Origin of the sequence: Myxococcus llanfairpwllgwyngyllgogerychwyrndrobwllllantysiliogogogochensis (genome assembly GCF_006636215.1) — a bacterium.
In the GTDB taxonomy this organism is placed as follows: Bacteria; Myxococcota; Myxococcia; order Myxococcales; family Myxococcaceae; genus Myxococcus; species Myxococcus llanfairpwllgwyngyllgogerychwyrndrobwllllantysiliogogogochensis.
In genome coordinates this window covers 1-20,366 of record NZ_VIFM01000206.1, presented here as the reverse complement: position 1 = coordinate 20,366, position 20,366 = coordinate 1, and the positions used below count along the sequence as shown (strand labels likewise).

The 20,366-nt window shown below is 69.0% G+C and carries 13 protein-coding genes and 1 pseudogene; 7 read left to right on the top strand and 7 right to left on the bottom strand.

The window, feature by feature from the left end; translation table 11 throughout:
* On the bottom strand, positions 1-965 hold a 965-nt coding region (locus FJV41_RS35725), incomplete at its 3' end, for a choice-of-anchor D domain-containing protein (protein WP_141647082.1).
* A gap of 260 nt (positions 966-1,225) precedes the next feature.
* Positions 1,226-2,131: a DMT family transporter gene (locus FJV41_RS35720; RefSeq protein ID WP_141647081.1), complete on the bottom strand. Its 906-nt coding sequence runs from the start codon at positions 2,129-2,131 to the stop codon at positions 1,226-1,228.
* 179 nt (positions 2,132-2,310) lie between these two features.
* Between FJV41_RS35720 and uvrA the strand changes: the two genes are divergently transcribed.
* Together uvrA and FJV41_RS35710 are read left to right on the top strand one after the other, a co-directional pair.
* A complete protein-coding gene (gene uvrA / locus FJV41_RS35715) occupies positions 2,311-5,211 on the top strand; it encodes an excinuclease ABC subunit UvrA (protein WP_141647080.1) in 2,901 nt (966 codons plus the stop codon).
* Positions 5,212-5,680: 469 nt separating this feature from the next.
* Positions 5,681-7,126 carry a POT family MFS transporter gene (locus FJV41_RS35710; protein WP_141647079.1) on the top strand — a complete coding sequence of 482 codons (1,446 nt, stop codon included), beginning with the start codon at positions 5,681-5,683 and terminating at the stop codon, positions 7,124-7,126.
* 107 nt (positions 7,127-7,233) lie between these two features.
* On the opposite strand, the gene FJV41_RS35705 is transcribed toward FJV41_RS35710, so the two are convergent.
* The 4 genes from FJV41_RS35705 to FJV41_RS35690 form a co-directional block, all read right to left on the bottom strand.
* The gene (locus FJV41_RS35705) at positions 7,234-8,625 is read right to left on the bottom strand and encodes a peptide MFS transporter (RefSeq protein ID WP_141647078.1); all 1,392 of its coding nucleotides are present in this window, start codon (positions 8,623-8,625) and stop codon (positions 7,234-7,236) included.
* 163 nt (positions 8,626-8,788) lie between these two features.
* Complete coding sequence (locus FJV41_RS35700; protein WP_141647077.1) at positions 8,789-11,695, bottom strand: ATP-binding protein; 2,907 nt, start codon at positions 11,693-11,695, stop codon at positions 8,789-8,791.
* Positions 11,696-11,715: 20 nt separating this feature from the next.
* Entirely contained in the window at positions 11,716-12,504 is a 789-nt protein-coding gene (locus tag FJV41_RS35695) for a methyltransferase domain-containing protein (RefSeq protein WP_174454914.1), read from the bottom strand.
* A complete protein-coding gene (locus FJV41_RS35690) occupies positions 12,501-14,927 on the bottom strand; it encodes a PilZ domain-containing protein (RefSeq protein WP_141647076.1) in 2,427 nt (808 codons plus the stop codon). The genes FJV41_RS35695 and FJV41_RS35690 overlap by 4 nt, the downstream gene beginning before the upstream one ends.
* Before the next feature lie 373 nt (positions 14,928-15,300).
* Here FJV41_RS35690 and nadA point away from each other — a divergent pair, with 373 nt between their 5' ends.
* The 3 genes from nadA to FJV41_RS35675 all read left to right on the top strand — a co-directional run bounded on the left by nadA (position 15,301) and on the right by FJV41_RS35675 (position 17,792).
* The gene (gene nadA / locus FJV41_RS35685; RefSeq protein ID WP_141647075.1) at positions 15,301-16,233 is read left to right on the top strand and encodes a quinolinate synthase NadA; all 933 of its coding nucleotides are present in this window, start codon (positions 15,301-15,303) and stop codon (positions 16,231-16,233) included.
* 78 nt (positions 16,234-16,311) lie between these two features.
* The gene (locus FJV41_RS35680; RefSeq protein ID WP_141647074.1) at positions 16,312-16,917 is read left to right on the top strand and encodes a zinc ribbon domain-containing protein; all 606 of its coding nucleotides are present in this window, start codon (positions 16,312-16,314) and stop codon (positions 16,915-16,917) included.
* Between the two features lie 62 nt (positions 16,918-16,979).
* Positions 16,980-17,792 (top strand): class I SAM-dependent methyltransferase, encoded by an 813-nt coding sequence (locus FJV41_RS35675; RefSeq protein WP_174454912.1) that lies wholly within the window; start codon positions 16,980-16,982, stop codon positions 17,790-17,792.
* Here the strand turns inward: FJV41_RS35675 and FJV41_RS35670 are convergent.
* Positions 17,785-18,198, bottom strand: coding sequence for a metallothionein (locus FJV41_RS35670; RefSeq protein WP_141647073.1), 414 nt, complete (start codon positions 18,196-18,198; stop codon positions 17,785-17,787). The genes FJV41_RS35675 and FJV41_RS35670 overlap by 8 nt on opposite strands.
* A 182-nt stretch (positions 18,199-18,380) precedes the next feature.
* Between FJV41_RS35670 and FJV41_RS35665 the strand changes: the two genes are divergently transcribed.
* Both FJV41_RS35665 and FJV41_RS35660 read left to right on the top strand, forming a co-directional pair.
* A complete protein-coding gene (locus FJV41_RS35665) occupies positions 18,381-19,946 on the top strand; it encodes a hypothetical protein (RefSeq protein WP_141647072.1) in 1,566 nt (521 codons plus the stop codon).
* 87 nt (positions 19,947-20,033) lie between these two features.
* Positions 20,034-20,366: pseudogene (locus tag FJV41_RS35660) on the top strand (hypothetical protein); the annotation flags it as partial.

The window sequence follows — 20,366 nt, the reverse complement described above, 5'->3', positions numbered from 1 at the left end:
ACCCGGCCCTCACCCGCGCGCCCCAGCACCACGGGCGTGAAGGCCACGCGCACCTCCACGCTGGCGCTCGGGGGCAGGATGCCACCGCTGAGCACCGGCTCGCTGACCACGCGATAGACACCGCCGGGATTGGCCTGAAGGTCGACGCCCGACCAGCGCAGGGGCTCCGTGCCCTGGTTGCGCACGGTGATGGACTGCTCCGCGCTGGCCCCCAGCGCCACGCGCCCGAAGTCCAGGCGCAGCGGCGTCACCTCCAGCTTGGAGGCCACGCCCATGCCCTTGAGCGGCACCACGGCCGGCTCACAGCCCTCGCACACCACGACACGCAGCTCCGCCGTCGCGAAGCCCAGTCGCCGAGGCGCGAAGGCCACCGACAGCACGCGCTGCTCACCGGGGGCCAGCATCTCCGGCTCGCCGCGCTCCGCGGTGAACTGGTCCGCGTCCGCGCCCTGGACGGACAGGCCCAGCGCCGTGTCCACGTCCGACGTGTTGCGCACCGTCACCTGCCGCATCTCCACGAAGCCCATGGACACGTTGCCGAAGTCCAGCTCCGTGTCGGGCACCTCCAGGAAGGCCTTCACGCCCCGCCCGGACACCGGCACCTCGCCCTGTGAGTCCGCATCCGTGAGGAGCTCCAGCGAGCCCTGCACGGAGCCTTCGACGTCCGGCTTGAAGTGAACCTCGATTTCGCGCTCCGCCCCCGCGCCCAGGGTGAACGGCTCGAACGGAGGCACGGACACGTTGGGGATGCTGGAGACGGCGCCTTCCACGCGGTACGACGCGCGGCCAGCGTTGGTCACCTTCAGCTTGAAGCTCTTGGTGCGACCCAGCGCCGCGGGGCCAAAGTCGATGGTCTCGGGGCGCACCACGAAGGCGCTCTTCGCTCTCTGCGAGGACGGGCGCTCACAGCCCATCCCAAAGACCAACGCCGCCGCCACCCACGCCACCCAAAACACACGTCGCATGCCTGCCTCCCCACGACTCCCCAAGCCCGGATCCCGCGCGGCCTCGCACCCCGCGATTCCGGCGGAGGGGGCGCTTTGCAACCCGAGTGCCCGGACCAAAGAGGGGTCCGAAGTCCACCGGCCAACGTGGCAAGCCGTGGGCCTGCCTGGGAAAGGTCCTTCCCCGACGTGGGAACAACATTTCCCACAGAGCAGGTGGGACTGGAATTCCTTCAGGAACGGCGGGTAACAGTCAGGAGAAACCGCCACCCATCCGGGGCTCAAGTCGCGGTGCGGGCCGACGCGGAGCGCCAGCGGTCCAGCATTCCCGTGCCCCAGAGAACGCCCGCCATGCACACCAGGGCGCCCGTCACGGCCAGCGGCGAGACGGCCTCGCCCAGCAGCACCGCGCCCAGCACCCAGGAGAAGACGGGCGTCAATTGCGTGGCGACGCCGCCGGCCACCGCGGTGACGTAGCCAAACGCATACGTGAAGGTCATCTGTGCCACCACGGAGGTCAAACCCACGCCCAGAAGAGGAAGGGCGACATCCCAGCCGAGCGGCCTCCAGTCGTGCAGCGCGAAGGGCAGGCTGAACAGCAGGCCGAACAGACAGAAGGAGAGGAAGACGGTGGCCGCGTCCGTCTCGTGGCGCAGCGCGCGCACCACGACGACCGCCGCGCCGCCCAGCACCGCGGAGCCCATGCCCGCCCACGCGCCCAGGCCCAGGGTCAGCGACACGCCGCCGTCCATCGTGCTCCACATGACGAGCCCCGCGCCCACCGTGGTGAGCAAGAGTCCCGCGAGCAGGGGGCCCGTCACCCGCTCCTTCAAGAAGGCCCAGCCGATGATGGCCGCGTAGATGGGCCAGCACGCGTTGAGCAGCACCGCGGGGCCCACCGTCATCCGGTCGATGGCGACGAAGTACAGATAGACGGCCGCGCCGCCGAAGATGCCGCGCAAGCACCACAGCGGCAGGCGACCGAAGCGGGGCCCGCGGCCCATCACCGGATAGTAGATGGCGAGGAAGAGCAGGCCGATGAGGAAGCGGCCGGACGCCACCTGGCCTGGAGACAGGCGGCCGGAGAGCAGGCGGGTACACAGCGCCATCACCGCGAACAGCACGCTCGAGAAGACGAGCAGCGGCGTGCCGCGGAAGCGCACGGGGAGGACCCAGCGGGGTGTCATGGAGGGCGCCCCCTCTATCGGATTCCCCCGCCGTCCTCCAGTGCTCTCGGGCCGCACGCCTGGAGGCCGGCCTCGGGTGGGAGTGGCGGCGCAACGCCGCGCGTTGACGACCATCCACCCACCGTCACGAGTTTTCCCACTACCGGAACACCTATTCAGTGGTAAATCGCCCGCCCATCATGTCCGAGCCCGACGTCATTTCCCTCCGAGGCGCCAAGGAGCACAACCTCAAGAACGTCTCCCTGGACATCCCGAAGAAGAAGCTCGTCGTCTTCACGGGAGTCTCAGGGTCCGGCAAGAGCTCGCTCGCCTTCGACACGCTCTACGCGGAAGGTCAGCGACGCTACGTCGAGAGCCTCTCCGCCTATGCCCGCCAGTTCCTCGGGCAGATGGAGAAGCCCAAGTACGACACCATCCGGGGCCTGTCGCCCACCATCTCCATCGAGCAGAAGGCGGCGAGCAACAACCCGCGCTCGACGGTGGGCACCGTCACGGAAGTGCACGACTACCTGCGCGTGCTCTACGCCTCCATCGGCGTGCAGCACTGCCCCAACTGCGGCCGAAAGGTGGGCAAGCAGAGCGCGCAGCAGATCGTCGACGAAATCCTGAAGATGCCCGCGGGCAGCAAGGTGCAGGTGCTGGCGCCGCTGGTCACCAACCGCAAGGGCGAGCACAAGGACCTGCTCACCGAGGCACAGAAGCGCGGCTTCGCCCGCGCCCGCATCGACGGGAAGCTCAAGAGCCTGGAGGAGCGCGTCGAGCTGGACAAGAAGTCCAAGCACGACATCGAGCTCGTCATTGACCGGCTGGTGCTCAAGCCGGACATCAAGACGCGACTCACCGACTCGGTGGAGACGGCGCTGCGCGAGGGCAAGGGCACCCTCATCATCACCGACGAGGCGGGCGCGTCCACGTCGGACCGGGTGATGAGCGAGCTGAACGCGTGCCCCGCCTGCGGCATCTCCTTTGGCGACCTGACGCCCGCGTCGTTCTCCTTCAACAACCCGCTGGGCATGTGCACGGACTGCAACGGCCTGGGCACCCGGCCGGAGATGGACCCGGACCTCATCGTCCCGGACCCGTCGCGCAGCATCCGCGACGGCGCCATTGAACCCTGGGCCAGCGGCATGAATCGCGGCGAGGGCTGGACGGCGGACTTCGTGGAGAGCCTGGCGAAGGCGTTCAAGATTGATTTGGACGTGCCCTACGGGAAGCTGTCCAAGCGCGAGCGCGACACGCTGATGAACGGCGGCAAGGGCAAGAGCTTCACCGTCGAGTGGGGCGAGAACGGCCAGTACAAGATGGAGTGGGAAGGACTCGTCGAGCGCTTGATGCGCAACTTCAAGACGACCACGTCCGAGGCCCGGCGCACCGAGCTGCAGAAGTACTTCAGCAACAAGCCCTGCCCCTCCTGCAAGGGCGAGCGCCTGCGGCCGGAGAGCCGCGCGGTGAAGGTGCACGGGCACTCGATTGTCGCCCTGAGCCGGCTGACCATCTCCGACGCGCTCGGGTTCCTGGGCGAGCTGGGGTTGACGGCGCAGGAGCGGAAGATCGCCACGGAGCTCTTGAAGGAGATTCGCAGTCGCCTGTCCTTCCTGGTCGACGTGGGCCTGGGATATCTGATGTTGGACCGCACCGCGTCCACGCTGTCGGGCGGCGAGAGCCAGCGCATCCGGCTGGCGTCGCAGATGGGCAGCGAGCTGACGGGCGTCATCTACATCCTGGACGAGCCCTCCATCGGCCTGCACCAGCGCGACAACGGCAAGCTCCTGACGACGCTCAAGCGCCTGCGGGATTTGGGCAACTCCGTCATCGTCGTGGAGCACGACGAGGAGACGATGGAGGAGGCGGACTGGCTGGTGGACTTCGGCCCGGGCGCCGGCGAGCTGGGGGGACAGGTGGTGTCCCAGGGCACGCCGAAGCAGGTGATGGCGGACGAGAACAGCACCACCGGCGGCTACCTGTCCGGGCGGCTGGAGATTGAAATCCCCGAGCAGCGCCGCGCGCCCAATCCCAAGCACCAGCTGGTGATTCAAGGGGCGAAGGAGAACAACCTGCGCGACGTGGATGCGGTGATTCCGCTGGGCATCTTCACCGCCGTCACCGGCGTGTCCGGCGCGGGCAAGTCCACGCTCATCAACGAGATTCTCTACCCCGCGCTCGCCAAGCACCTGTACGACAGCCGCGAGTCTCCCGGGAAGCACAAGGCCGTGCTGGGCTTCGAGCACCTGGACAAGGTCATCGACATCGACCAGCGGCCCATTGGCCGCACCCCGCGCAGCAACCCCGCCACGTACACCAAGCTGTTCGACGCCATCCGTGAAGTGTTCGCGATGACGCCGGAGGCGCGCACGTTCGGCTACGGCCCGGGCCGCTTCAGCTTCAACGTCAAGGGCGGCCGCTGCGAGTCGTGCGAGGGCGACGGCGTCAAGCTGGTGGAGATGCACTTCCTGGCGGACGTGTACGTGCCGTGCGAGGTGTGCGCCGGCAAGCGCTTCAACGAGGCGACGCTGCGCGTGCGCTACAAGGGGAAGAACATCGCGGAGACGCTCGACATGAGCGTGCGCGAGGCCATGGAGCACTTCTCCGCGCACAAGGACCTCATGCGCGTGCTCCAGACGCTGGGCGACGTGGGCCTGGGCTACATCCGCCTGGGCCAGCCCTCCCCCACCCTGTCCGGTGGCGAGGCCCAGCGCATCAAGCTGGCGCGAGAGCTGGCGCGCGTGGCCACCGGCCGCACGCTCTACATCCTCGACGAGCCCACCACCGGCCTGCACTTCGAGGACATCCGCAAGCTGTTGTCCGTGCTCAACCGGCTGGTGGCCGCGGGCAACAGCGTGCTCGTCATCGAGCACAACCTGGATGTCATCAAGAGCGCGGACTGGCTCATCGACATGGGCCCCGAGGGCGGCGCGGGCGGCGGCCAGGTGCTCGCAGTGGGCACCCCGGAGAGCGTCGCCAAGGTTCAGGGCAGCCACACCGGCCGCTACCTGGCGCACGTGCTGGGCAAGAGCCGGCGCGCTCGCGTCGGCAAGCGCGTGGATGGCTCGACGCCCGTGCAGCACGCCGCACCGGGCTGAGCACTCCCACCGCATCCAAAACATGGAGCGGGGGGCTGAGGGTGCCTTCATTCACCCCCAACCCCCCGTCCACCTTGGAGGAAGACTTCACAGGTGGGGTGTGAGCCTCGAAATCATTGACAACGCCTGTTGCATTCTAGGGCCTTATCAATTCCTGTCAAACCAGCCCAGCCCGCTTAAGGTGTATCAATAAAGACGCACTGTCACCGGAACGGGGCCTTGGGCAGACGGGAGATTTCCGGTGGGACTGCGAAGCGGAGCGTGAAGCACGTGGCCCGCACGGGTTGAAGGCAGGCGGACCGCGAGGCTGGGTTGGAGGTCGCCCCTCCGTGGAGGAGAGGGCCGCCCGCCTGGACGAGAGGACGTGCCGCGAGGGGCTTCGGTGGAGTCCGGGCCCCGCGTTGGGTAGGGTTGGGCCTCTTGTCTTCTTGGAGCCCCCACCTTTCTCCACCAGGGAGCACCCCGCCTCATGGCTGAGAGTCCCGCCGCGCAGAACAACAAGTTCCCGCCGCAGATACCGTTCATCATCGGCAACGAGGCGTGTGAGCGCTTCAGCTTCTACGGGATGCGGAACATCCTCACGGTGTTCCTCATCGACTACCTGTTGAAGAACGCGGTGCCCGACTCAGGGCTGCGCGAGGCACAGGGCAAGAGCCTGATGCACACCTTCATGGCGGGGGTGTACTTCTTCCCGCTCATCGGTGGCTATCTCGCGGACCGCTTCTTCGGGAAGTACCGCACCATCCTCTGGCTGAGCATCGTGTACTGCGTGGGCCACGCGTTTCTCGCCATCTTCGAGAACAACGCCACGGGCTTCTTCGCGGGCCTGACGCTGATTGCGGTGGGCAGCGGCGGAATCAAACCGTGCGTCGCGGCCATGGCGGGCGACCAGTTCAACGAGTCCAACAGCCACCTGGTGAAGAAGCTCTTCGCCATCTTCTACTGGACCATCAACTTCGGCTCGTTCTTCGCGTCGCTGTTCATCCCGCTGTTGCTCAAGAACTTCGGGCCGGCCGTCGCGTTCGGCATCCCCGGCGTGTTGATGTTCATCGCGACCATCATCTTCTGGTTGGGCCGGCGCCACTACGTCATCGTCCCGCCGACGGGGGCCAACCCGCACTCGTTCTTCAAAGTGGTGGGCAGCGCGCTGAAAAACCGGGGCCAGGGCGGCCACTGGCTGGACGGCGCCAAGGCGGCGCACCCCTCGGAGTCGGTGGAGGGCGTCAAGGCGGTGTTCCGGGTGAGCGGGCTGATGCTGCCCTTCGTGCCGTTCTTCTGGATGCTGTTCGACCAGAAGGCGTCCACCTGGGTGGTGCAGGCGCGCTCCATGGACCTGAACATCCTGGGGTTCGCCTTCCAGCCCAGTCAGATGCAGTTCATCAACCCGCTGCTGGTGATGCTGCTCATCCCCCTGCTGACGGCGGTGGTGTACCCGCTGTTCCAGCGCTCCGGCTGGGAGCTGACGCCGCTCCGGCGCATGCCGCTGGGGCTCGTGTTCGGCGCGGTGTCGTTCATCATCGCCGGCTTCTTCCAGGTGGCGATGGAGAGCGGCACGGTGCTGAACATCTCCTGGCAGATACTCCCGTACATCGTGCTGACGCTGGGCGAAATCCTCATGTCCACCACGGGCCTGGAGTTCGCGTACACGCAGGCGCCCCGGGAGATGAAGGGCACCATCCAGAGCGTGTGGCTGGTGACGAACACGCTGGCCAACGTGGCGGTGGCCATCTCCGCGGCGCTCAACATCTTCTCCGGCTCCGGGCAGTTCTTCTTCTACGCGGGCATGGCGCTCATCGCCGCCGTGGGGATGACGCTGGTCGCCCGCCGCTACGTGGTGCGCGACTACTTCCAGACGTCCGCGCCCCTCCCCACCGAGGAGCGCAACGCCGCGGGAATCACCGCCCGGTCGGCCTGAGAAAAGAGCAACGCCGGAGCCCTCGAATCCGAGAGGAGCTCCGGCGTCAGGTTCTTCACCCGAAGAGGCGCGCTTCCCTCAGGGAGCGCGCCTCTCGTCGTCTGGACTCAGGCCGCGGCCACCGAGGAACCATCCTGCGTCGACGCGCCCTGGGGCGCGGGCGGCTTCTCTTCGTCCGTGCCGTGCATCATCCGCTTCAGGATGGGCGCCACGCCCAGCAGGATGAGTCCCGAAAGGCCCGTGCCCAGGCTGATGTAGAGGAACACGTCGAACTCACCCAGCTTCTCCGAGTACGCGCCGATGACGCCGGAGAGCTTGTTCGCCGCTGCGTTCGCCAGGAACCACACGCCCATCATCGCGGAGACGATGCGCGCCGGCGCCACCTTGGACACCATCGACAGACCCACCGGCGACAGGCACAGCTCACCCATGGTGTGGAACAGGTAGGCCAGGATGACCCAGTGCGCCGCCGCCTTGCCCATCGTCGCGCTCTGGCTCGACGCGCCCAGCATGAAGACGAAGCCCGTGGACAGGAAGACGAGCCCCAGGCCCATCTTCACCGGGATGCTCGGAGCCTTGCCCCGAATCGACAGCCAGCTCCACAGCCCCGCGAACACCGGCGCCAGCGCGACGATGAAGAACGAGTTGAAGTTCTGGAACCACGTGGTGGGAACCTCCCAGCCGAACATCGTCCGGTCGACCTTCTCGTTCGTGTAGAGGTTCATCAGGCCACCGGCCTGCTCGAAGCCCGTCCAGAACGCCACCACGAACACCGCGATGATGAAGATGACGACGATGCGGTCAATCTCGTCCTTGGAGAACCCCTTCTTCTCCGCGGTACCGTTGGCCCGCGCCTCCAGCGACGGCTTCACCGGCGCCAGGCCCACCGGGCCCAAGAGCTTCTTCTGCATCAGCATGAAGACCACGAGGCCCAGGAACATGCCCACGCCCGCGGAGCCGAAGCCGTAGTGCCAGCCGTACTTCTCACCCAGGGTGCCGCAGATGAAGTTGCCCAGCATCGCGCCCAGGTTGATGCCCATGTAGAAGATGGTGAAGGCGCTGTCGCGACGACCATCTCCCGGCGCATACAGCCCGCCCACCATGGTGGAGATGTTCGGCTTGAAGAAGCCGTTGCCCACAATCAGGAAGCCCAGGCCCGCGTAGAACATCGTCACGTTGGGGAGCGCCAGGACGAGGTGGCCGATCATCATCAGCGTGCCGCCGAGCACCACGGCCTTGCGCTGACCGATGAACCGGTCCGCGATGAAGCCTCCGACGATGGGCGTCAGATACACCAGGCCGGTGTACGTCCCGTAAAGGCTGAGCGCCTCGCCAGTGGTCCACCCGAACCCACCGTTGACCTTGCTCGTGAGGAAGAGGACGAGCAGGCCTCGCATGCCGTAATACGACATGCGCTCCCACATCTCGGTGAAGAACAGGAGATACAGCCCTCGCGGGTGCCCCTGGCGGGCAGCGCCCGCGGCTACGGTTCCTTGCATGCCGTGGTTTCCTTCGCTTCGGTGGTCGGGTGTGACTGAAAGAGCACTTGACTGTAGCAGACAGCGCAACAGCTATGCGCAAGTGGACAACAGGGGCGGCCGAGAATTCCCCAGCCCCCTGGCCCGCTCAGTTCACGTCAGGGCGCGTCGTGAAGCCCGCACCTCAACCCAGCCGACCCACGCGCGACTCACCCTGCCCCTCGGAGCCGTTGCCTGACGAGGAGCGTCCCCCTGGGGGACGAAGGGGCAGGTGCACCTCTACCTGAGTGCCCTTGCCCGGCGTGCTGCGGACCTGAATGCGCCCGCCATGGCTCAAGATGATGCGCCGGCTGAGGGCCAGGCCCAGGCCCGTCCCCTCGCCCGCGGCGCGGGTGGAGAAGAAGGGCTGGAACAGCCGCTCCATGTCCTCGGCGCGAATGCCCACGCCGTTGTCGCTGATGGTGACGACGGCCTCGTCGCCCTGGCAGGCCGTGGCGACTCGGACGCGGCCCTGCTCGCCCACGGCGCGCAAGGCGTTGTCCAGGAGGTTGAGCCACACCTGGTTGAGCGAGCCGGGGTCTCCCTGGATGGGCATGGTGCATTCGTAGGCCCGCTCCACGGTGACACCCGAGGGCACCTTCCACGTCAGCACGCCGAGCGTCGAGTCCAGCAGCGTGTCCAGCGACAGCATGATGGGCGCGTCGGAGGAGCGGGTGAAGGCGAGCAGCGACTCGGCGAGGTGGCGGATGCGCTGGCCGCACTCCTCCATCACCTCCACCATGGCGCGGCTCATCTCCGCGTCCGGAGAGCTGTCCGACAGCACCTCCTTCAGCGGCGTCAGCGCGTTCATCAACCCGTTGAGCGGATTGCGCACCTCGTGCGCGAAGCCCGACGTCAGCAGGCCGATGGCCGCCAGCCGCTCGTTCTCCGCGGAGCGCACCGCCGCTTCGCGCAGGCGCAACTGCGTTTCGATTCGCGCCAGCAGCTCGCGCGGGCTGAAGGGCTTGCCCAGGTAGTCATTGGCGCCCGTGCCCAGCGCCTCCACCTTGGCGGAGACCTCCTGCCGCGCGGTGAGCAGGATGACGGGGATGTCCACCGTCGCGGTCTGCTCGCGCAGGGCCACCAGCATCTGGAGGCCGGACAGCACGGGCATCATCACATCGGACACGATGAGGTCCGGCCGCTCCGCCATGGCGCGCTGCCGGCCCTCCTCACCGTTGACGGCCTCCATCACCCGGTAGTGCTGCTTCAGCAGACCCGCGATGAAGCCGCGAATCTCCACGTCGTCCTCCACCACGAGGATGCGGGGCGCATCCGGCCCCGGCCCCGCGTGGTCCCTGGCTGGAGCCACCACGGACGCGCGGCCGTTGTCGGGTACGCCCGTTTCCAGCGACGGGAACGAGCCGGAGATGCGGCGCTCCCGGCGCACCGGCATCTCCGCGCGGCGCCGCTCGCGCAGGTCCTCGCGGATGTGCGCGCGGCCCTTGGGCAGCCGCACGCGGAAGGTGGAGCCCTTGCCCAGCTCGCTCGTCACGCTGATGCCGCCCGAGTGCAGCTCCAGCGTCTCCTTCACCAGCGCAAGTCCAATGCCCGTGCCGCCAAAGCGGCGCGTGCCGCTGTTGTCCGCCTGGGCGAAGCGGTCGAAGATGACCTTCGTGTCCTGCTGGGAGATGCCCTGGCCGGTGTCCTCGACGTCCACCAGCACGTCCTTGTCGTCCTCGTGCACGCGCACCGTCACCCCGCCCGTCTGGGTGAACTTCAGCGCGTTGGACAGCAGGTTCTGGAAGACGATGTCCATGCGCTCGTGGTCCACCTCCACGGGCGTCACCTCCTGCCCCTCCAGGCGCAGGTAGACGTCCTGCCGCTCCGCCATGGCATGGAACGGCGGCAGCACGGTGCTCAGGAAGCCGTTGAGCTCCAGCGGCTGGTAGCGCAGGCGCGCCTTGCCCGACTCGAGCTGCGCCAGGTCCAGCAGGTTGTTGATGAGGCGCAACAGGCGCTGGGCACTGCGCTCCATGGTGGCCACGTGCTGCATGACCACTTCCGGGTTGTTCTCCTCGCCCCGGCGCTCCAGCGACTCCAGCGTCAGCAGGATGAGGGTGAGCGGCGTGCGCAGCTCGTGGCTGACGTTGTCGAAGAACTCGCTCTTGAGCCGGTCCAGCTCCTGCTGGCGCAAGAGCGCGTCGCCCAGCTTGCCGTTGGCCTCCTTGAGGGCCTGGGTGCGCTCCGCGACGCGGTCCTCGAGGGCCACGTTGGCGCGGAAGATTTCGTCGTAGCGCTGCTGCAGCTCCACCAGCGAGCCCATGATGGCCTGGTTCTGGGAGCGGAGCGCTTCGTCCTTGCGCTTCAGCTCGCGCCGCCCGTCCAGCCAGCCGCCCATCGAGAAGCCGGCGGTGGCCAGCGACGCCACGCCGAAGACGGGGTGCGCCCAGCCCAGCGCGCCAACGACGAGCCCGCTCACCGTGCCCAGCAAGAGGCCCAGGTGGTGGCCCCACTGCGACATCGGGTCCGCCCACGAGAGGTGATAGCGGCAGACCGGCGCGCCCAGCACCTGACACTCCGACTCGCGAACCTCCGCGGGCAGCAGGCCCCAGATGGTGGGGATGGAGGCGAACTGCCCCATGCGCAGCTCACAGATGTTGCGGCTCTTCTCCGGCGTCTTGCTGGAGTACGTGAGCACCAGCTGCTTCTGCTCCAGGAACTCCACGTGGAAGCTGCCCACGCGGTTGTAGCTGGGCGCCAGCTCGATGGTCTTCAGATAGCACATGCGCGGCGAGCCGAAGGCCCGCAGCAGGTAGAACGCGAAGCCCATCGCCTCCGGCGTGGCCAGGAAGAGACCCGCGTTGCGCATGAAGTGCACATCGCCGGACTCCTTCATCAAGAGCGCGGACAGCCGCTCCAGGAAGGGCAGCGAGATGTAGTTGGCGTGCGTGCGCAGGTACTCCAGCGACAGCGGGATGTCGTGCCGGGCCCACAGCGCCTGCAGCCGCTCCACGCCGTACGTGCGCTCGAAGTACAGCAGCAACGTGGACGTCGTGCGCACGCTGACTTCGGGGGCATTGTCGGGCGTCTCCGGCCCCCCGCCTGACATGACTTCCCCTATCCCTTCGCTCAAGCACGCACTCCCTCGGTGACGACCAGCACCGAATACTTGAGCGTATCCGGATCTCGCAGCATCCGCAGGTAGGCCTGGCAGAACTCACCATAGGCGACCTCGGAGCCGAAGGCGGGCGTCACCACGGGAGCCAGCGCCGCGAAGCGCGTCTCCCAGTCCGCCAGGAAACGGTCATCCGCCGTGCCGGCGACGACATACTGGGGCGTCACGTGCACCCGGATGTCGCGCAGACCCGCCCGACGGAAGGACTGGAACAGCTTGCGCCCGACGAACAAGTCGAACCCCTGCGAGGCGAGCCCCCGCTCGAAGCACCGCGCGCCCTCCTCCAGCCCCGCCGGGAGCGGCCAGTTGTTGAGGCCCTGACCGTCGATTTCGGACACCACGACGCGGCCGCCCGGTCGGGTGACGCGGATGAGCTCCGCGAGGGCGGCGTCCCGGTCCGACAGGTACTCCAGCACGTACTGGCTCCAGGTGTAGTCGAACGCGGCGTCGGGCAGGCCCGTGCGGCGGATGTCACCCCGGATGAAGCGCGCCTGGGGCAGCCCCGCGCAGCGCTGGATGGCCTCGGCCAGCCGCACGTCGCTCAGGTCCATGCCCAGGACGCTGCCCTCACCGCCGACGATGCGCGCCATGGTCCGAGAGATTCCACCCGGGCCGCAGCCCGCATCCAGCGCCCGAGCCCCCGGCGTCAGCCCGGTGGCCAGTAGCAGCGCGCGGGCGTCGTCCGCCTGCTCCTGAAGGAGCAGCCGGCGCGTCTCCGCCTCGGACTCCATGATGTAGCTCAAGCCTTCCCCCGCGCCGCGCGGCCGCGAGCCCGCGCCTCTCCTCCCGTGCGCTGGACACGCTCGAAGATGGAACGGAACAGCTCCACCCACCGGCGCACCATGGAGCGGTGGAAGAACCACTCGGAGAAGCGGCCGTGGGACGTGAAGCCCGCGGCCTCCAGTGCCTTGAGGTCCTCGTCGGCCGCGAGCGCCACCACGGCGGAGCGTCCGTGCTCCCGGGCGTGCTCCTCGCAACGCTGGATGAGCGCGCGCACCGCGGCGGCCTCGTCCGGGTGCCCCGGCTCCAGCACCACGAACCAGAAGGCATTGGTCTTCTCGATGAGGTTGATGCCCGGGCTGCCCTCTTCCTGGAGCGCGATGGCCAGCGGGCCCGTCTCGCCATCCACGACGAAGACGCGCCGGGCCCGGTGGAGCCCGTGGGCCGCGTAGCGCGACGACAGGGCCTCCAGCCGCATCTGGTCCGCCTGCAGGTCCTCCGCGAGCACGCGCACCACCTCGCCCCGCTCCCGCAGGAAGAACTCCAGGCGCGCGCAGTCGGCGTCGGACGCCTCGCGCACCGCGGGCAGCGAGCCCTGGGGCGAAGGCTCCGTGCCGTCCAGCTCCAGGCGCATGTACTGGAAGTGCCGCAGCCAGCTCAGCCCGTGGCTGTCCATGACGCGCAGCAACCACGTGCCGAGCCGGCTCGGCCACCGGTTGTCCTCGCGCCAGGAGAAGCGGATGAAGTCGATATCCTCGTGGGCCTCGCCCAGCTCGATGGCCAGCGCGGACAGCTCGTGGGCAATCTGGTCCTGCCGGTGGAAGCCCGGCCGCACCGCCAGGTGCTGCACCAGCCACGTGCGGGAGTGGATGCGCAGGCCCGCGACATGCCCCTGCACGCCATCCGCGTCGTTGTAGACAAGCGAGCTGCCCAGCTCCCCGGACGCGCACAACTGATGGTGCGTCCGCTCCAGGTCGTCGAGGTATCTGGCCTCGCCCCCGAAGGGGTAGTCCGGATGGAAGCCGTAGTGGGCCGCCTCCATCATCCGCCAGATGTCCTGGAACGGGAACCGTCCGCCGTCCGCCACCGTCTGGTTGCGCGAGGAGATGAAGGCGGAGAGGACCGCGTTGCGGACCGAGGGAGGAACCTCCAGGAACCGCACACCGCAGCGGTACGGCCGCAGCGGGTTGTCCGCGCCCTCACCAGAGGACACCCCATCCACCGAGCGGACCTCCGCGCGACACGCCACCTCGCTGCCGTCGGGCAGCAAGAGCGACATGTCCAGCTGGGAGCCGGCGGGCAGGACTTCGCAGGAGGCGTCGATGGCGAAGGACAGGCCGCGGCTGCTCATGTCCAGCACGGAGCGCGTCATGCGCTTGCCGCTGAACGGCGCGCTGAAGGAGACGAGGAAGCGGTGGTCCGGTCCCGGGCGGAAGCGCTGCAGGCCCCGCCGGTTCTGCACCCCCAGGGTGCGCGGCACGCTCAGGGTGACGGCCCCCTCCCCGCGCTGCAGGACGCTGGTGGCGCCCAGGTAGCTCTGCCCGCTCACCTCGAAGGAGAGGTTCAGCACGTCGCCGGCGGAGATGGGGCAGCCACCGACGTTGACACCCCTCAGCACCGAGCGGCCGTCGACCAGGTCCACCAGGGGCGCCTCGAGGATGAACTGCACCGAGGGGGTGTCCGGGTAGTGCACCCACAGGGCGGAGCCCCGGCGGACCGCCTTGCGCAGGGCGGCCAGCACACTCACCGGGTCGCGCACCACGGCGAGGGGCGCCGCCGACGTCTCCTCCAGCGAGCCGCTCCAGGAGAGCCCCAGCCGCAGCGCGTGCTCCGCGCCATTGCGCACCGGACTGACGTGACGCACCAGGGCCCGGCGGGACTTCAGGACCCAGCGGCCCTCGCGTTCGATGTGCAGATCATCCAGCACGGCGCCGGGAAGGAAGGCGCCTACCGACGCATCCATGGGGACCTGGAGCGCGGCGCCGAAGTTGCCCACGTCCAGACAGCGCGCGGTGTAGCCCCGGCCCAGGAGCCGGAAGCCCGCTTCCATCCGCGAGTTGGGCGTGACGCGCGCGGAGGCGCGAAGCTGGAGGATGTTGGTGATGCGCCGGCCCAGCTCGGGGATGGTGAGACTGTCGTCCAGCGTATTGAAGACGTGCCCCTCCGCGGCCGTCTCCACGAGTTCCTCCAGTCCCTGGCGGTCCGACTGCGCGCACACGAAGACGCGCACGGCCTCCGGGGCGGCCCTGTCGACATGTCTCAGGAAACGCCGCGCGTTCTCGGGGGGCGCGATGATGAGGGTGGGCGCGGAGGACTCCATCCTCCGTGTGGCTTCGACCTGGGACTCCACCGCCACCACGCGGTGAATTCCCAGGACCTCGGCCAGCGCGGCGCGCCGGCCCTCGTTCGGATGCACAATCAGGACGTCCTGAGTGGGGACACTCATGCTCTCTCCTCAACGGGAAAGGCGTTCAGATGGAGAAGGGGCAGAGCCATCGTCTGCCCACGGGCCACAGGTCCGGTGCCGCCCCCCTCTCCACCAGCCGATCGCGTGTTCTCGACCCCGAATGTGTGGCTGGTCCAAGCTTGACAGCAAGGCGACTGCCTCCCTCCGGGCCGACCCGGAGGATTGCGCGCAGTCTACCCTCTCCGCGCCGTCAGGTGATGCGACCATCCACCGCTCTTGCACGAAGGGGGACGGTGGCAGAGTCGACCCAGGGCGCGCCAGCGACAGGCGTCCGTCCGCCCGGCAGCCAACTTCCGACGAGGTGGCCTGGCACCGGCGGGCGAGTTAAATGTCGACCAGGCCAGGAGGGCCCATGAGCACCGAGGTGGATTACGCGCAGGAAATCCAGGAGCTCAAGCGTTCCATGAACGCTGTGATTCTTGCGCACTACTACCAGGAGAGCGAAGTCCAGGATGTCGCGGACTTCGTTGGAGACAGCCTCGCTTTGGCGCAGGCGGCGGAGCGCACGGAAGCGGACGTCATCGTCTTCTGCGGTGTGCACTTCATGGCGGAGACGGCCAAGATCCTGAATCCGACGCGGCAGGTCCTGCTGCCGGACCTGAAGGCGGGGTGTTCGCTGTCGGACCGGTGCCCGCCCGCGGCCTTCAAGGTTTTCAAGGAGAAGCACCCGGGCGCCTTCGTGGTGAGCTACGTCAACAGCTCCGCGGCGGTGAAGGCGATGAGCGACGTCATCTGCACGTCCTCCAACGCGGTGAAGATCGTGAACCAGGTGCCCAGGGACCGGCAGATCCTCTTCGCCCCGGACCAGCACCTGGGACGCCACGTCATGAAACAGACCGGCCGGGACATGGTGCTGTGGCCGGGCAGCTGCATCGTCCACGAAATCTTCAGCGAGAAGAAGCTGGTGGGGCTCAAGGTCGAGCATCCGGACGCGGAGGTCGTCGCCCATCCGGAGTGTGAGCAGGCGGTGCTGCGGCACGCGGACTTCATCGGCTCCACGAAGGGGCTGTTGGATTACGTGCTCAAGAGCCCGAAGCAGAAGTTCATCGTCGTGACGGAGGCGGGCATCCTCCATCAGATGAAGAAGGGCGCGCCCCAGAAGACCTTCATCCCCGCGCCCCCCGACAACGGATGCGCGTGCAACGAGTGCCCGTACATGCGGCTCAACACGCTGGAGAAGCTCTGGAAGTGCATGAAGGAGCGGACGCCGGAGCTGACCATGCGGGAGGACCTGCGCGAGGCGGCCCGGGCGCCGTTGCAGCTCATGCTGGAGTGGTCCAGATAGAGCGGAATCTGTCGTCACAGCGGACATTTGCCAACTCGCGTCTTGCGCCGGAAAGGCCGGGGTGCAATGGAGCCATCCGTGGCCTTCCGATTTCTCGCAGTCCCGTCGCACCGGCTGGTGAATCACCCCCAGTCGCTGCCGGTTGATGAGCGCCTCGAGCCGGACCTCCCCCCGGTCCATGAGGCGGTGGAGCGTGCCCTGGCGGGCGCCGAGTTCCGCGATGTCCGCGCCAAGGACCGCATGCGCGCCCTGCTCCAGGGGGACCGACCTCCCACGCTGGGTTCCCCCGAGGCGGGGTTCGGTCCGTCGGCCGTCTTCGCCCAGCCGCCCCAGGACCTGCCCGCGCTGCTCAGGCTCGCGGACGAGCTGGAGAGCCTGGCCCGTCGCGAGGCCGGCGAGCGCGCGCTGGTGTGGAAGTGCGGCGACTGCGGTGCCCGGTACGCGGTGCCCGTGGCGCTGGTGCGGCAGGTGTCCATCCGCTGCGAGCGGTGCGGGACGCCGGTGGAGCTCAACGCCACCCGCAGCCTGGGCGAGGAAGCCCTCATCGACCCGTTCCAGGGCGCGGTGAACCACAGCCGCAAGGAGCTGGCGGTGTTCTTCCGCGAGGCCATGGCCCGGGGCTGGCCCGTCCTGGTGGCCGAGGACAAGCGGGTGGCGGCGGCCCCGAGCGGCCCGTCCGCCTGAAGCGGTCCGCGGCATACAAAGCGGTTCTCGCGCCGGACGGGGGACGGTAGCCTCCGCCGCTCATGCGGCACGCGCTCGTCCAGCTCCTTCGTTGCCCTCGCTGCCGCAGAGGCGCCCTCCGTCCCGAGGCGCCCACGCCGGTGTTGATGTTCGGCCCCCTGCGCTGCCCGGAGTGCCGCGCCAGCTATCCGGTGGCCGAGGGCGTCGCGGACCTCGTGCTGGAGCATGGCTCCGCTGGAGGACTGCAGCGGGGCCTGGAGAGTCGCTGGGTGGCGCGCTCCTACGAGCGTCATGTGCGCCCCGCGCTCCAGCGCGCCCTCTTGCGCCAGCCGCTCGACACGGACAGCGAGTACCTCCTCTACCGCAGCCTGCTGGGCACGCCCGACGGACCGGTGCTGGACCTGGGCTGCGGCACGGGCCTGGTGGCGAGGCGGCTCGCGCGAGAGCCGGCCTTTCCCCTCGTCGCGGGCCAGGACCTGTCCCCCGCCATGCTGGAAGAAGGCGTGGCCCAGGCACGCGAGGCGGGCGCCACGGTGGACTTCCTCCGGGCACAGGCTCCCGCGCTCCCCTTCCTCGACGGCACGCTCGGCGCGGTGCTGATGGCCGACTCGCTGCATTACCTGGAAGACCTGGGCCGGCTGATGCTGGAGGTGGCGCGGGTGCTGCGTCCGGGGGGCCGCTGGGTGGCGAGCACCTATGCGCCGCCGGGCTCCGCGTCCGGATTCCTGCACCGCCGCGTGGGCCTTCACCCTCGGGCGGAGGCGACACTGCGCGCGGCGACCAGCGCGGCGGGACTGGTGCGCTTCGAGCGCGTGGCCCTGCCGCCGCTGCTGGTGCTCAAGGCGGAGAAGGGCTCCGCCGAGTCGCTCAGATGAAGATGCCGGCGGAGGCGTCGTAGCGACGGGCCTCGTCCAGCTTCAGCTCGGCGGGACGGCCGCGCAGCGCGTCCATCACCTGCCGCTTGGGCTTCTGGCACTTGGAGCACTCGCACGAGCCCTTCTTGCAGGTGCAGTCCGCCTTGCTGCCACACTGGCACTTGGCGGCCATCAGCGAGTCGAGCGCGTCCAGCGGACGGTCCACCTCACCGCCCGTGGGCCGCGCCTTCTCGGGGGCGGGAGCCGCCTCCGGAGAGGCGCTGTCGGGCGACGGCTTCTGGGCCTCCGCTGACTTCTCCCGTGCGGCCTGGGCGTGGGCCTCGCAGGCGCTCGCCGCGCGGGGAGCGAGCAGCAGCAGACCGCTGGCCAGCAGCCCCGCGGCCACCATCGTCGCGTTGCGTGTCATGTGCATGCTCTCCTTCGGGAGACTCTCGGCCTCGGCTCCCGTCCATCGGCGCCTATAGCGCAGCCCCCGTCGACTGCCAAGGTCGACGGCCATACCTTTGTCTACCCCGACGCGTTGCTCCAGACGCCCCGCGTCGGTTGCTCGCCGGGCAGGGAAGCGGCGCATACAGTCCGGCACCTCTCGTGACGAACCCCAACGCTCGCTTTATTCACATCGCCGCCCTGGTGCTGGGCGCACTGCCCCTCTGGGTTTCGCGCCACCTGCCCATGGTGGACCTGCCGCAGCACCTGTACCTCATCTCCGTGCTGCACCGGCTGGATGACCCGAGCACGTTGTACCCCCAGCTGTTCGAGGCACGACACGCGCTGACGCCCTACCTGGGCTACTACTACCTGGTCAGCGCGCTGAACTGGCTGTTGCCGCTGGACCTGGCCAACCGCGTCTTCCTCACCGCGTACGTGGTGGGCCTGCCGCTGAGCCTGGGCTTCCTGCTGCGCTCGCTGGGCCGGCCCACGTGGCCCGCGCTGCTCGCCCTGCCCTTCGCGTACGGCGACAGCTTCGGCTGGGGCTTCATCAACTACTGCGCGGCCCTGCCGCTGACGCTGCTGTGCTGCGGCTTCTTCGTGCGGGCGCTGGAGGACGTGCCCCGACGACGAGGCTGGACGGCTGCGCTGGCGGTCTGCCTCGTCACGGTGCTGCTGTTCCATGTCCAGGCCTTCGGGTTCCTCGCGCTCGGGCTGCCATGGCTGCTGCTCACCACCGCCGTGCCGGAGGACGCCACCGCTCGCGGACTCGCGCAGCGGCTGCGGCCCCGCGTGCCGGCGTTGCTGGGCGTGGTGCCGGGCGTGGCGTTGTTCCTGGGCTGGGTGGTGCTGCGCTTCGGCGAGCCGCCGGACATCCAGCCCGGCGCGCCCTGGAAGGCGTGGGGCCCGACGTTCTCCCCGCAGAACCTGGGCTGGAAGAGCTTCGCGCAGAACCGCGCGGAGCTGTTCGACGTGCTCGCCAACACGCTGCGCGACGGTTCGGACCGGTGGGCGATGTACGCGGTGGGCGCGGTGGCGCTCGCCGGCTGGGTGGCGGCGCTCGTGCGTCCGGGGCCCACGGGCACACAAGGTCCGGTGGCACGCGCGCGGCTGCTGGGGCTGGGGGTGCTGGCGCTCGCGCTCTACTTCCTGCTGCCGTTCGATATCCGCGGCTACGTCTACTACCTCAACACGCGCTACGCGCACCTGGCCGCCGCGCTGCTGGTGGCCACCGCGCCCGCGACGATTCCGGAGTGGCGGCTGCCCCTCAAGTGGGCCGCCGCGGCCTGCACGCTGGTGCTGGCCTTCACGCTGGGCCGGGGCTTCCGCGCCTTCTCCCGCGAGGCGACGGAGTGGGAGGGGCTGGTGGCGGCCACCGCCCAGCGGCCTCGTGTCATGGGCCTCATCTATGACCCGGGCTCGCGCGTGGTGCGCTTCCCCGTGTTCATCCACTCCGCGGCGGTGCTGGCCCGTGAGCGCGGAGGCGTGCCGAACTTCACGTTCGCCTCCACGCCGCACTCGCCGCTGCGCTATCGCGACGAGGTGCCGCCCACCTTCCCGTCCGAGTGGCGCCCGCAGGACGTGGACCTGGACACGCAGGGGGCCTGGTACGACACCTTCGTGGTGCGCGGCGTCCACCCCTCGCAGGTGTTCGGCGCGCGACTCCAGACGGAGCTGACGGTGGTGGGCCAGTCGGGCCGAAGCTGGCTGGTGCGCCGCCGCTGAAGCCGCGCCGAGCACGAATGTGGGCCAGTGGGCGGCGTGCCGGCCCGTGCGATGCCCGGGGCCCGCTTCGCGCGTTACAAGGCCCGCATGAAATCCTCCGCCCTGGACCCTCGCTCCCTGCTGGACGCGCTGCGCGCCGGCACCTCGCTGCCTGACCTCCCCGTCCAGGCGGTGGAGTCCGCGCGGGCGCTCGCGAAGGACCTGGGCACCGCGACGCCGGCCTCCGTGGAAGCCCTCCCGGAGCCCCTCGCCGCCGCGCTCCTCGAAGCCGCCGTGCTCGACGGCCAGGTCGCGCTGCCCGAGGCCCTGTCCGCCTCGGCGGTGAAGCCCCTGGCCAAGCTCGCCAAGAAGGCGCTGTACCGGCTGCGCTCACGCGGCGTCGCCATCGCCGAGCCCCCTCGCACGGCGCCCCCGGAGGCC

What these genes read in the sequence shown, in the direction of transcription:
- FJV41_RS35720 (WP_141647081.1), bottom strand. Translation starts at nt 2,131, where the DNA reads ATGACACCCCGCTGGGTCCTCCCCGTGCGCTTCCGCGGCACGCCGCTG.
- uvrA (WP_141647080.1), top strand. Translation starts at nt 2,311, where the DNA reads ATGTCCGAGCCCGACGTCATTTCCCTCCGAGGCGCCAAGGAGCACAAC.
- FJV41_RS35710 (WP_141647079.1), top strand. Translation starts at nt 5,681, where the DNA reads ATGGCTGAGAGTCCCGCCGCGCAGAACAACAAGTTCCCGCCGCAGATA.
- FJV41_RS35705 (WP_141647078.1), bottom strand. Translation starts at nt 8,625, where the DNA reads ATGCAAGGAACCGTAGCCGCGGGCGCTGCCCGCCAGGGGCACCCGCGA.
- FJV41_RS35700 (WP_141647077.1), bottom strand. Translation starts at nt 11,695, where the DNA reads ATGTCAGGCGGGGGGCCGGAGACGCCCGACAATGCCCCCGAAGTCAGC.
- FJV41_RS35690 (WP_141647076.1), bottom strand. Translation starts at nt 14,927, where the DNA reads ATGAGTGTCCCCACTCAGGACGTCCTGATTGTGCATCCGAACGAGGGC.
- nadA (WP_141647075.1), top strand. Translation starts at nt 15,301, where the DNA reads ATGAGCACCGAGGTGGATTACGCGCAGGAAATCCAGGAGCTCAAGCGT.
- FJV41_RS35675 (WP_174454912.1), top strand. Translation starts at nt 16,980, where the DNA reads ATGCGGCACGCGCTCGTCCAGCTCCTTCGTTGCCCTCGCTGCCGCAGA.
- FJV41_RS35670 (WP_141647073.1), bottom strand. Translation starts at nt 18,198, where the DNA reads ATGACACGCAACGCGACGATGGTGGCCGCGGGGCTGCTGGCCAGCGGT.